The sequence below is a fragment of the uncultured Capnocytophaga sp. genome (assembly GCF_937936315.1).
Classification (GTDB): Bacteria; Bacteroidota; Bacteroidia; order Flavobacteriales; family Flavobacteriaceae; genus Capnocytophaga.
In genome coordinates, this window is sequence record NZ_CALGWU010000056.1 from 174,445 (window position 1) to 187,037 (window position 12,593).

Sequence of the window (12,593 nt, forward strand, 5' to 3'; positions counted from 1 at the left end):
AAATAAAACCTTATGAACGAGCAAGCAAGAAAACTCTATGACCAAGCCCAAGCGGATTACCCAAAGTTAAAAACCCAAATAGAGGCACAAGTAGTGCGCTGGTTTTGGGCATCAGGAGGCGTGGGACTCTTTTCTTTAGAGCCTTTTTATTTTGAACAAAACCATTTCTCGAAGTCTAGAATTCTTAAAGATGCTCCAGAAGATACTGACAATAAGTATCAATATGGGGTAAATGAAAAAGATGAGATTATCGTGGAACGCAGTTATAATGAGTTTGAAGGTCTATATGATGAGGAGTTCTATTTTCGTGAAGAAAAACAAATTATTAGTTATCACTTTGATTCTGCTCCTGAGAAAGAATGTATAAATACTAGGATATTCATTTATAAGGACGGACTCTTGCAATCAATCCACTCCGCTTACGATAATAATACTTGGAGCGAAAGGACTATGTTTTATGAGGGGGACAAACTCATTCGCCAAGAGGAAAAAGGATTAGATTATTATTTAAAACCCATTGATAATACACTCCTCTACACCTATGATATATTGGGGGAACTCAATAGTATTACCAGCGGAACAGGCTATGTACGTTATCAGAAGAAGGATAAGAAAATTAGTTATAAAGCCCTCTCTGAAAAAGCTGCGGAACGCTACTATGCCCTATTGGTGCCTACCATTAAGGCATATCCTGTGAAAGAGCCTTTGTATTGCATCAATCTATCGTTTGACTACCAAAACATACTACCTACAAGAATAGGTTTTGGTACTGAAAACGAAAGACAAGAATACCAAAAATATGGCAAAGAGGCAAAACACTACCTTTGGAACACTGCCGAATATGCTCATACCATAGATATAGAACCCAACGAAGAAGACGCTGCCCTCTTCGACCTTTTCAACCAAGAAACCGAAATGCAAGAAAAGAGCAGTGCTGCCACGAAGTTATTAGTCGCTTGCGCCAAACGCCTCAAAGAAGAATGGGCACCACTGGGCATTCCCTCCATCGATGACTTTGTAGTGGTAGTAAGCGATGAAGAAGAATCTTTTTTGAAGAAAGTATAATTATAACTAAAAATAAAATGACTCAAGAACAAAAAAACCACATTCAGCAGTTAGCAAAAGAACACTTTCGCTACTCATTTTCTCACATCAAAGCCAAAGCCGATAGTAAAGGAGCTCATTTAGAGGCTTATTATCTATTCTTAGTAGACGATTTTTTTGCTGTTAGTGATGCAGCTATCAGTCGGGAAGCTATTAAGGCTTATGACCCTAATGCTTCTATAGTAGAGGCTATATGGAGTGGTGAATGTGAAGAGGACTACGATGGTTCTTATGTGCCTGTACAAGAAAATGCCGACAACTGGCTCGACAACCAAAGTCATTTGTACAAAGAGACTTATCTCTTGGTACAGGCTTTAGATGGTGACGATGAAGAAGAACAATACAATGCTTTGCGCAAAGACTTTGAGGATTGTCTGCTCAATGCCCTTGCCGAGTGTGATAAAGAAGGGCTTTTTGGCAATCGCGAGGAAAACGGCTTACTTCTTTTTGCCTTCTATATAGATGATTACGACGAAAATGACGAAGGATCTCTCTTGTATCGTTCCACCGAACTCCTTAACCCTAAAAAGGATTGGGACAAATTGAAAGGATAAATTAAAAAACACGCTTGTTTTGTCGCAAAAAAAATGTGTTTTTGCGACAAAACAATAGCTTATTTTATAAGTAAATCACTGATTGTGAAATATTTAAGAAGCTATTAAAATGCGGGAGGTATATCAAAAAATGGCTTTAAGAAACTATTAAAGAAAGTATGATAACCAATGAGATTATATACAGAAATATTATTTTGGAATGGGGAAAAGCTACCAACTATGTGGAAGCATTTCAAGATGTCTTTGCTTTTGACTGCGAACAACAATTATGCTATCTAAAAATACAGTTATTACATAATGTAGGTTCTTTATCTCTTCCCATACCACCTTTCTATACTGAAATAGATGAAAATCTACCCATTTCTAAGATAAAAAGAGGAGATTTTAGCTTTGAAGGAAAGGAGATTGACAATATTCGTCAGTATTTATGTGATGATATGCTCATTTTTAGCTATACCACACAAGGTACAATATTTAATCTGGATGTTAAAAAAGTAACTGATAATTTGTTCTTTCTATTAGACAAAGAAAATATATTAAAATACATTGTAGTTACAAAGATATCAACCTTTCCTTTTAGAGGTTATTATTTAGATGAAAAAATACTTAGAGAAATCTATTTTCTTGCTTACACTTATGAACTTGATGACGGAGTACAACTAAAGAGCCTGCTCCAAATGATACAGAGTGAGGAGCGTTATAAAGAGATTTTCAAAAGTGAATTAGATGATTTAATAGAAGAAGTAGAAGATTTTTTTTTAAATAAACAAAATGACCCCCGAACTACAACCATTAGGCGATGCTATTTTTGAGGCTGCTCAAAAAGCATTTTTAAAACTCTTTGAAAACGGAGAGCATTATTACTATTGTGTGTTACTCACTACGGGGGAGGCGCTTACTCCTTGTATTGCGGCGTGGTCGGTGGAAGCTTTAGAGCGATTCGTAAATGAAAATGCTATCCCCCAAGAGGAAATACCATACTATAAATACTCATTTGCCGATAGCCCCTATTACGCTTTTGGTTATGAGGAATATTTTCAGCAGGTAAAGCAGTTGTTTGAGCAGCGTGACTCTCTTATAGATTACAACAATGAGGAGCAATGGAACGAGGAATACAACCTCCGACTTGCTGCTATGGTATATGCGATGAAAAAACTCGACGAGACTGGTATTTTTGCCCTCAACCAACCACGAGAACAAGTGTATATCAACGTAGAACTAATGCCCCCTGATGACACCGACCTACAAAGAGCTTTATCCTTTAATAACCCTGAAAATATTGAGGAATGGCTTAGTATATTTAGCTGATATTTTTTTCAGTAACATTTTTTTGCAATTTAAAAAAAATGATGTATATTTGTGGCGTTAATCAATTTTTTAATTTCTTAACCATAAATGCTTTCTTCTAACAAACTAAACTATATTGAAGGTGTACAAAAACACGCAAAACGTGTAGCTACCACTACAATAGCACTATCGGTGATAGTGCTAACAATCCTAATTGTAATTCATACAATTATAAATCACAGAAAACTCGCCGACATTATCTACAACCCTTTTTTTTCGGTAATAGTTTTAATATTATCATTCTTTTTCTTCATTCTTTATCGAGGAAGACAAAGAGCCCTAAAACTACAAAAACTCATAGAGCAGATGAGCGAAGAGGAGTTTCTGTTCTTACTGCAAATACAATCTTCCTTATCTTTTTACTACAAGCACGCCCCCACATTTGTACTTTGTTGTGAGCAACTTTATTTATTTACTCCCTTCAAAATCAAGAATATCGACCCTAAAAAGGTTGAAAAAGTACGTTGGCACTATGCAAGGGGAGGAAGTCTTTTGGTAGAAATTCAATCGCCCGAAACTACCAAATTTGAGGTGTATAATAGTGTTTATCCTTATTTTACAAGCCTTATCGAAATGTACAACCCTAATGCCTATATAGAAAAATATGAGTAATGATACTAAAAAAATGTTCATAGTTCTCGTTCTCTCTCTACTGGCAGGAATTGCCTTGGCTGCTCTCTACCTCTTCCTTGTTAGGAGATTTACCAGCAGTTACGATAGGGATATTTCTATGCTATTTTTCCCTATTCCTTTGCTATTGGGGGTATGGATATGCTATTCCTTTGCTTATAATCAAAAAATAGTAGGTACCATTGCTATAATCTGCACAATTGTTTTCTTTAAATTTATGATGGGGACTCTGGGAGTTACTTTTTCTAAAGTATATGAGAGATTAACCCTGCCCAAGATCTATAAAAACTATCATTATACATCAGACTATAAGATATATAACTTAGAAGGAGAAAAACACCTTGTGAGACTGCCTGAAGATATTCATCACATTGCAAAAGGTATCTACCTCAACCCTCAAAACGAGCTGGTCATCTATGATAAATCAATACCTATGGACCGCAACGAACCATCTATTATTAACCATATAGAGAAATACAATTCCTTAGGAAAGCGTATGCAGGAGAGTGATACCTTGGAAGTACAACAAGATATTCCTAATATTTTTGACGGAAATTCACAACGTTTCCTTAAAAAAGAAACTCTTGATCGCAAGAATATCAAACCTATGTATGTAGAAAGCTATAAAACTAAAGGAGATAAATATGAAACTATTTTGTATTTTGAGGTAAAAACCCAGCCTTACACTTTCAGATTTAAAAATAAATTTCCTTACACCAAAAATCAAAAAGAACTTTCAAAAATGCCTACAACCTATTACGAGAACGACTCTGAAATAATAGAATCTTTTGGCACGATTACCTTATATACTAATAAACATCTCGGTTATCAACTATTACAAATAAAGGATGATATCTATATGGTAAAATAATAATTTAACAGATAGAACCACATATAATTGGGTAGTACAAAAGATATTTGTATGCCCAATTTTTTATATCTTTGCACTATATAAGCGAATTATAAATTGATTTATGACCTTACAACAACACTTTGCTAAATATATCTCAGGAGAAACCGAGCAAATAGAAGCCCTTTGCGCCCTCTATACTAAGCACTTCTTACCGAAGAAAGAATTCCTTTTGCAAAAAGGAGAAATTTGTAAGACAGAAGCTTTTATTACTAAAGGACTCTTGCGCACTTACGATATAGACCGCAATGGCAATGAGCAAGTACTCTTCTTTGGAACTGAAGATTGGTGGGTGATCGATTTTGATAGCTTTATGCATCAAACCCCCTCAAGGCTTTACATACAAGCCTTAGAAGATAGTGAACTGCTTATTATCACTCCCGAAGATAAGCAATATGCTTTTGAGCATATCCCTATTACCGAACGACTTTTCCGCCTAATGGGGTTGCGTACCCATATCGCCTTACAACGCCGTATGATTGATATGCTGAGTAAAACTGCCGAAGAACGTTACCACGACTTCCTTACCCAATACCCACACATTGCCCATCGGCTTACTAATATACAAATGGCTACTTATCTTGGGGTTACTCACGAGTTTGTAAGCAAGATTAGAAAAAGAATTAGCAAATTTGCTAATTAATTGAACTACTTCAATGTTTTTAACTCCAACCTGCCATACCTTTGCACCGTGAAATCAACGTTGTAAAAGTATGGCAGTTTTTATATTAATACTCAGCATTATTCTCTTAGGAGTGCTTTTTCGCGAACGCGAAGAGCATTGGCTCTCTTTTGGCAAAGACCACATCTTGCGAAAATTTGAGCAAGGTGGACGTTCCTTTATCTATGAAGAAGCTTCTTTTGGAGCTTCGCAAGAAACGGTGTATTATACCTATCAATTGGTATATGAACTTACTAAACGCAAAGGCTTACTAGAGAGCAAATACGATTTATACGATTTTTCTTACAACATCTTCTGTTATGAAGGAACAACCCTAAGGATATTTCGCTATGACACTTATATATACCTTATCCGCAGTACCGAGCCTATGAGTATTGAAGAGTTTGAAAGCATAAGCCCGTATGTTAAATTAGAAAAATAATATGATGTTAATAAAACTTGTACAATATCTGAAAAGGAATAAGTTTTTCTATACATTTTGCACTTATTGAACTAGTTCAATGTTTTCCACCCCTAACCCGCCGTACCTTTGCACCCGAAATCAATTAGGAAATTTAATAATCAAAAAACAGAAGAAATGATGACACAGAAATCTCAAAAACAACAAGTAACCGAGCTTTTAAAAGCTATCGAAACAGGTGCCGTTGAGCCCGTAGGCTATATCAATGCCGAGCATTACAAACAACACAACCTCGCTATTGCCGATGGCTTGGCTGGCTTTGGGGCTGCCTTACAAGCACTACCTGCTGGCTCTGCCCGCGTGAATACCGTGCGCGTATTCGAAGATGGCGACTATGTATTCGCCCACACCGATTACAACTTCTTTGGCGATAAGATAGGTTTTGATATCTTCCGCTTCGAGAATGGCAAAATCGTAGAGCACTGGGACAACCTACAAGAAAAACCTACTCGAACTAACCCCAGCGGTCGCACAATGACTGACGGTACTACCGAAGTAAAAGATTTGGATAAGACGGAAGCTAATAAAACCCTTGTCCGCAACTTTGTAGAGGACATTTTGGTAAATGGTAAAATGGAAAAGCTCGCAGGGTATTTCGATGGCGACAATTATTTGCAACACAACCCACAAATACCTGATAACCTTTCAGGCTTGGGCAGTGCGTTAGAGGCTATGGCTAAACAAGGTATCACGATGAAGTACGACACCATTCACAAAGTACTGGGCGAAGGTAACTTTGTGCTTGTAGTAAGCGAAGGACATTTGGGCGGTGTACATTCTTCATTCTACGACCTTTTCCGCGTAGAGAACGGCAAAATAGCAGAACATTGGGATACTATCGAGCCTATTGCTAAAAAAGAAACGTGGCAAAACCAAAACGGTAAGTTTGGGTTTTAATATTATAGGGGGCGAATTACCATTCGCCCCCTATAATATTAAAACCCAAACTTACCGTTTTTCTTCTTCTAAATTCAACTGTCGGTGGAAATTGCGTATTTGCTCCTCATCAATACGTGGGTTTTTATTTAGTTGTTGCAAAACTTCCCGTTGATGATGCAAAATAGCGATGTATATCTTCCGCACTTCGGCAGTAGTACTACACTTGGAGGTATCGAGTTGGTATTGCCATATATCTTTTTGATTCTGTAACAGAAAACTATCAGTTATTCCTTCTTTGTAATGCTCTTGCATATAATCCAAAGCAGCTTGGGCTAAGGTTTTGCGTATAAGGCTTTCCGCTTCAGCTTCAGGAATGTGATCTTCATAATCAGGGAAATTTGCCCAACGGATAAGAGCCGGCAAGCTAAGCCCTTGTACGAGTAGAGTTACCAATATTACGATAAAAGTGATGTAGAGAAAGAGATTGCGATGCGGAAAAGGCTCGCCGTTCTCTAAAGTTAGAGGGATAGAAAGGGCTACTGCTAGTGAAAGCACCCCGCGCATTCCTGCCCAACCTAATACCAAAGGTACCCGAAAGCCAGGGTTCCGTCTGTCGGCTACTGTGATAAAGTGTTTCATTACTTGAGTAATGAGTATAGCTCCATATGACGATAGCAGTCGTACCCCTACTACTACCCCTGTGATGAGGAGCCCATAGCTGGTAGCAGTAGTAAGACTCATTCCTTCGGCTTCTATCCCTTCGAGTACTTCAGGCAAAGCAAGTCCTATCAGCATAAAGGCAAGACCATTGAGTATAAAACCTAAAATATCCCATACCGCCACCCCTTTGTTGCGTGTGGAGGCAATAGAAACGCTAGTAAGGTGGAGCGACATATACATACCCCCAGCCACTACTGCCAACACTCCCGAAGCCCCTAACTCGTCAGCTATAATATGCATTATATAAGGAGCAATAAGGGTAAGGATAATATCCATATTAGCATCGGTAGGTAGGAATCTGTGCAACTTGCGCATCACCCAAGCAATAGCCAATCCTATAAGAGCTCCCCCAATAACCACCCAAAGGAAATTCAGCGCCATATCCGTCCACACCAGCTGACCGGTAGTAACCACCAAAGCAGCAAGCCTAAACACTATCAGTGAAGAGGCATCGTTGAGCAAACCCTCGCTTTCTATTACTGTACTGATGCGTTTAGGCACCTTTACAAAATTCATAATTGCTGAAGCACTCACCGTATCAGTAGAGCCTATCACGCCCCCTAAAAGAAATCCTAACGCCAATGAAAACCCAGGGAATACCATATTGGCTACCCAAGCCACGGCAGTAGCTGTGATAAAAACTACAATAAAGGCAAAACTAAAGATAATGCGTCGCCATTTCCACATCTCTTTTAGCGATAGCGAAAAAACATCAGCATATAAGAGTGGAGGCAGGAAGATGATGAGCACCAAATCGGGGTTGAGTGTAATAGCTGGCATATTAGGGATAAGACTTATCGCTAAACCTCCTAAAACCAAGAGAATAGGATATGCCACTTTAAGTCGGTTAGCCAGCATAATCAGCAGCATAATAGCCACCATCAAAAGTAATAAGTAAGGGAAATACTGCACCATAGGTCATTAATTATGAGGGGACAAAAATAGTAAAAAATATTTTTTAATCATAATTGATAAGTATTTTTTTTTGTATCTTTGTACCAACAAATAGTAAATTAATTTTTAAAATAGATTTTATGAAAAAAATAAGCAAACTAGCCATAAGTCTTGCTCTTGCTCTCGTAGGTTGCAATACTCAAAAGCAAACTACTTCACCAACCTTGCCTGAGGTAAGTCGTTGGACAGGTGAATATGGAGGAATTGATAAGAGTTACGATGATAAACCTTTTGCCTTGCGAGAAGAAATTGCCCCTAAGTTCAAACAATTGTCTTTTACCGATACCCTCACTGGGCGAACTATGGAATACAACCTATTCACTCCTAGGAATTACGACCCTAACAAGCAATACCCTTTAGTCCTTTTTATGGCAGATGCAAGTACTGTAGGCAAAGGGGTGATGGCTCCTCTTAAACAAGGTTATGGTGGAATTATTTGGGCTACTGATGAAACTCAAAAAGAGCACCCTTGTTTCGTATTAGTACCTTCATACAGTGGTAAAGAAGCAGCTACCAATGATGCCTACGAGGTAAGCGATGAAGTACCTACTACTTATCATCTTCTGCAACAAATTCTTAGTACTTATGCTATTGACCGTAGTAGGGTATATACTACCGGACAATCTATGGGAGGGATGATTTCTTTCTATCTGAATGTACATTACCCCAACTTGTTTGCAGCTTCTTTGTATGCAGGTACACATTGGGATTTTCAGCAACTCAAAGAAGTTTTACCCAAGCAAAAGTTTTTTTATATAGCTTCTGAATTAGACAAAGCGGCTCCTATTATGCAACAAATGGAGACTTTCTTTACTGAAGAGAACATCACCTATGCAACCACAAAGTTTGCTGCCAATCTCCCTGAAAAGCAGAAAGAAGAAGCTATTAAAAAGTTACTAAAAAAAGGTGCTGATAAAAATATTGTACAATTCATAAAAGGCACCGTATTGCCCAACGGATTTACAAAAAGAGCTGAAGCTGGTGAGCATATGTATGCTTTTGATTATGCTTATCAGCTAAAAAGTGTACGAGATTGGTTACTAAGCCAATATAAGTAAAAAATCATATCTTATTCTTTTATCTATAAAATGAAAGCCCTTATCATCGGCGCCACAGGTGCCACCGGGAAAGATTTATTGTCGCAACTTTTAGCTGACGACACTTATACCGAAGTGCATTGCTTCGTGCGCAAACCCTTAGCCCTCACCCACCCCAAGCTACACGCTCACGTGGTTGATTTCGAGACTCCCGAGGCGTGGGCAGATTTGTTGCACGGCGATGTAGCTTTCTCTTGTTTAGGCACCACTTTAGCTGTCGCAGGTAATGAGGATGCTCAATGGCGCGTAGATTATGACTATCAGTACACCTTTGCCCAGCAGTGTAAATCCAATGGGGTGCCTACTTTTGTGCTCGTCTCGGCAGCAGGAGCTAAAACGCAGTCTAAATTGTTCTACAACCGTATGAAAGGGGCTTTAGAAGACGCTGTGAAAACGCTCCACTTTTCGTACTTACTCATCTTCCAACCCTCTATACTCATTCGCTCTAACAGCGATAGAAATACTGAGAACTTCACCGTAAAAGCCTTCAAATTTTTAAACAAATTAGGTATTTTAAAACGTTATCGCCCTATGCCTACAGCTATACTCGCCGCGAGAATGCGTCATGAGGTAGCCACTGCTACTAAAGGAATACATATTTTTACCCTTGATGAAATCTTTTTTTGATTGACACATTAGCTATTTTTTTATGCTTTGCACCAAAATAAAATGCTTATGAATAACAACATTATAACTTTACTATTAGTAGCTATGGCAGTGATACACTCAGCAAAAGCACAACAAACAGAAGACCTTACCTTACAAGGGGCTAAAGGTAAATTAGCAGCCACCCTGCAAATGCCTAAGATAGAGAAAGGCAAAGAGGTGCGAATGGTGATTATCTGTCACGGCTTTGGTTCTAATAAAGACAGACCCCTATTGCGCACTATCGCCGACAAACTGCAAGAGGGAGGTATCGCCAGTATCCGTTTCGATTTCAACGGCTGTGGCAAAAGCGAAGGTCGTTTTCAAGATATGACCGTACTCAACGAAATTGAAGACGCTAAAAAAGTTATCGCCTACGCCCAAAAACTCCCTTGGGTGAGTGGCATCAGTATCGTAGGACATTCACAAGGGGGTGTAGTTGCTTCGATGGTAGCCGGTCAGCTGAAAAAAACTATCAAAAGCGTAGCTCTTTGTGCCCCTGCAGCAGTATTGCGCGACGATGCGCTACGTGGCACCACACAAGGCGCTACTTACGACCCTCATCATATCCCTGAATATATCGATCTCCCCCGAGGATTGCGTATGGGGCACGACTATATCGCCACAGCTCAAACGCTCCCTATTTACGAAATTGCCAAAGAGTACAAAGGACCTGCCCTTGTTATTCACGGCACTTGGGATGTGGTAGTCCCCTATACCTATGGCGAGCGCTACCACCAAGGGTACAAGAACAGTCGATTAATACTCCTTCCCCAAGTAGACCACAGCTTTACTTCTGAAGAAGCCCGCATCAAAGCTGCTACCGAAATTACAGAGTTTATAAAAAAATATTAGAAAGAACTTTAGCTATGTTTTTTAAAAATATTTTAGAAAAAATATCCAATTTGTTGGGTATGAACACGCCTAAAAAGAAACCTACCTCCTGCTGGGTCTTTTACGCCAAAGAAGAATGCATCGGAGGCAGTCCCTATCCTTTGGAAGACTTCCAAAAAATAATGAATAACTATACCCAACTAAACGACCATAATACCGAACTGCTACTTGGGACAATCCGTGAAAAGGATACCTCAGGGATGATTTCTATTTGTTTGGAGGAGAGCAGTTTTCTCGTAGAAAGTTACGCTTGTTTTATCCCTCAAAGCATTATATTTGAAGATATTAACGAAAATGTACGCTATGCTATCTGTCGTGTTAAGGACAAATGCGAGTGGGTGCGATATGCCTATTTTATCTCTGACAAAAAAGGTCATAGATCGTATGATTATATAGGAAAAAACGATCCTGTAACCGATAGCAGCACCATCGAACGACTCAAAAAACGCCTTGCTGTTTATGTAGATTTACAAATCGCCTTATTGAAAAAGCAAGAGGGCAAAGGAGAAATAGCTCCTCAAAACATTCAAATATCCAAAAAGTTCCAGAAAGAATGGCTGTCATTGGCAGACTTACTCTCCATTCCCTCTCGCGCTGCCAATAGAATCTGTATGAGTGTATTAGGCGAAGAAGATCTACCCGATGCTTTCCTTTCCGAGATGATAGCCTCAAACTACTTGCAGGTAATTGATTGGAAAACAGAAGCAGAAGATGTCGTCTATAACTACAATCTGCTAAGTAAACAGCTAAAAGGCAAAGAAATAGACTTGGAAATAGACAACAACACGCCTCCCGATGAGGTGTTTCAGCTCTTGGCAGCAAAAAGTGAATTTGCTTTTTATCAAATAGATATAGGAGGCGATAGTTATATCATAGGGCTTTGTCCAAAAGAAAATGCAGAAGCTGCGCAGCGTCAGTATAGCGTATTGTTTTCGATGTTAGAGGATGAAGCAAGTGTTATATTTATATCTTAACAAAACGATAGTTTATAAAAATGCAAAATAGTAAATCCCCACTTGTAGAACAACTTATCAGTGGGGATTTTTTTATAATTTACATATTTACTAATTATTCGTACTTTTGTCCTTTCAATAAACTACTTTTCTAAAATGAACACCTTCGCAGCCTTAGACTTTGAAACCGCTAATCAATACCGCAGCAGTGTTTGCAGTATCGGACTCGTTTTTGTAGAAAACAACGAGATTGTCGATACTTATTACCAACTGATAAAACCAGCTCCTAACTATTATTCCCCTTTCTGTACCCAAGTACACGGACTTTCGCAGTACGACACCGAAAAGGCTCCTCTCTTCCCTGAAGTATGGAAAGAAATACTACCAAAAATAAAAGATTTACCCCTTGTAGCTCACAATAGTATGTTTGATGAAGGCTGTTTGCGGGAAGTATTAGCTTATTACGCGCTCCCACAGCACACCAATCCTTTCTTTTGCACTTTGAGAGCAGCGCGCAAGAGCCTCCCACAGCTTGTGAATCATAAGTTAGACACTGTATCCGCTTATTTTGGCTTTGAACTCAAGCAACATCACCACGCCTTAGCCGATGCCGAGGCTTGCGCACATATTGCTTTAGAACTTTTCAAGTGAGATTTTGCCATTACGATTAAAACATTATAAACCTTAAACTGCCCGTGGGGCTCACACTATGAATATAGAAGAATTTAGAGACTTTTGCCTATCCCTGCCTGATACGTATGAGA

Annotated in this window: 15 protein-coding genes; 14 read left to right on the forward strand and 1 reads right to left on the reverse strand. The window is 38.8% G+C overall.

Translation table 11 applies throughout. The annotated features are described in order from the left end of the window. The first annotated feature begins 12 nt into the window (after positions 1 to 12). The 9 genes from Q0162_RS10965 (at position 13) to Q0162_RS11005 (ending at position 6,584) form a co-directional block, all read left to right on the forward strand. Positions 13 to 1,065 carry a hypothetical protein gene (locus Q0162_RS10965; protein WP_297891574.1) on the forward strand — a complete coding sequence of 351 codons (1,053 nt, stop codon included), beginning with the start codon at positions 13 to 15 and terminating at the stop codon, positions 1,063 to 1,065. 17 nt (positions 1,066 to 1,082) lie between these two features. Further along, on the forward strand, positions 1,083 to 1,658 hold the full coding sequence (locus tag Q0162_RS10970; protein WP_297891578.1) for a DUF4303 domain-containing protein: 576 nt from the start codon (positions 1,083 to 1,085) through the stop codon (positions 1,656 to 1,658). Between the two features lie 194 nt (positions 1,659 to 1,852). After that, complete coding sequence (locus Q0162_RS10975) at positions 1,853 to 2,470, forward strand: hypothetical protein (protein ID WP_297891581.1); 618 nt, start codon at positions 1,853 to 1,855, stop codon at positions 2,468 to 2,470. After that, entirely contained in the window at positions 2,430 to 2,966 is a 537-nt protein-coding gene (locus tag Q0162_RS10980; RefSeq protein WP_297891584.1) for a DUF4303 domain-containing protein, read from the forward strand. The genes Q0162_RS10975 and Q0162_RS10980 overlap by 41 nt, the downstream gene beginning before the upstream one ends. Positions 2,967 to 3,053: 87 nt before the next feature. Further along, positions 3,054 to 3,617 carry a hypothetical protein gene (locus Q0162_RS10985; protein WP_297891587.1) on the forward strand — a complete coding sequence of 188 codons (564 nt, stop codon included), beginning with the start codon at positions 3,054 to 3,056 and terminating at the stop codon, positions 3,615 to 3,617. A gap of 13 nt (positions 3,618 to 3,630) precedes the next feature. Continuing rightward, positions 3,631 to 4,506 (forward strand): hypothetical protein, encoded by an 876-nt coding sequence (locus Q0162_RS10990; protein WP_297891589.1) that lies wholly within the window; start codon positions 3,631 to 3,633, stop codon positions 4,504 to 4,506. Positions 4,507 to 4,609: 103 nt separating this feature from the next. Beyond that, positions 4,610 to 5,188 carry a Crp/Fnr family transcriptional regulator gene (locus tag Q0162_RS10995; protein WP_297891592.1) on the forward strand — a complete coding sequence of 193 codons (579 nt, stop codon included), beginning with the start codon at positions 4,610 to 4,612 and terminating at the stop codon, positions 5,186 to 5,188. Between the two features lie 70 nt (positions 5,189 to 5,258). After that, on the forward strand, positions 5,259 to 5,648 hold the full coding sequence (locus tag Q0162_RS11000; RefSeq protein ID WP_297891593.1) for a hypothetical protein: 390 nt from the start codon (positions 5,259 to 5,261) through the stop codon (positions 5,646 to 5,648). Positions 5,649 to 5,804: 156 nt separating this feature from the next. Then, entirely contained in the window at positions 5,805 to 6,584 is a 780-nt protein-coding gene (locus Q0162_RS11005) for a nuclear transport factor 2 family protein (protein ID WP_297891596.1), read from the forward strand. Positions 6,585 to 6,635: 51 nt separating this feature from the next. Here the strand turns inward: Q0162_RS11005 and Q0162_RS11010 are convergent, their stop codons facing one another. Next, complete coding sequence (locus Q0162_RS11010; protein ID WP_297891599.1) at positions 6,636 to 8,201, reverse strand: Na+/H+ antiporter; 1,566 nt, start codon at positions 8,199 to 8,201, stop codon at positions 6,636 to 6,638. A gap of 119 nt (positions 8,202 to 8,320) precedes the next feature. On the opposite strand from Q0162_RS11010, the gene Q0162_RS11015 reads away from it, so the two are divergent. The 5 genes from Q0162_RS11015 to Q0162_RS11035 all read left to right on the forward strand — a co-directional run bounded on the left by Q0162_RS11015 (position 8,321) and on the right by Q0162_RS11035 (position 12,480). Beyond that, positions 8,321 to 9,298 carry an alpha/beta hydrolase-fold protein gene (locus Q0162_RS11015; RefSeq protein ID WP_297891602.1) on the forward strand — a complete coding sequence of 326 codons (978 nt, stop codon included), beginning with the start codon at positions 8,321 to 8,323 and terminating at the stop codon, positions 9,296 to 9,298. Positions 9,299 to 9,328: 30 nt separating this feature from the next. After that, positions 9,329 to 9,964, forward strand: coding sequence for an NAD(P)H-binding protein (locus Q0162_RS11020; RefSeq protein WP_297891605.1), 636 nt, complete (start codon positions 9,329 to 9,331; stop codon positions 9,962 to 9,964). 48 nt (positions 9,965 to 10,012) lie between these two features. After that, positions 10,013 to 10,837 (forward strand): alpha/beta fold hydrolase, encoded by an 825-nt coding sequence (locus Q0162_RS11025; RefSeq protein ID WP_297891607.1) that lies wholly within the window; start codon positions 10,013 to 10,015, stop codon positions 10,835 to 10,837. Positions 10,838 to 10,896: 59 nt separating this feature from the next. Beyond that, a complete protein-coding gene (locus Q0162_RS11030; protein WP_297891609.1) occupies positions 10,897 to 11,850 on the forward strand; it encodes a hypothetical protein in 954 nt (317 codons plus the stop codon). 135 nt (positions 11,851 to 11,985) lie between these two features. Then, positions 11,986 to 12,480 (forward strand): 3'-5' exonuclease, encoded by a 495-nt coding sequence (locus Q0162_RS11035; RefSeq protein WP_297891612.1) that lies wholly within the window; start codon positions 11,986 to 11,988, stop codon positions 12,478 to 12,480. Positions 12,481 to 12,593 lie beyond the last annotated feature (113 nt).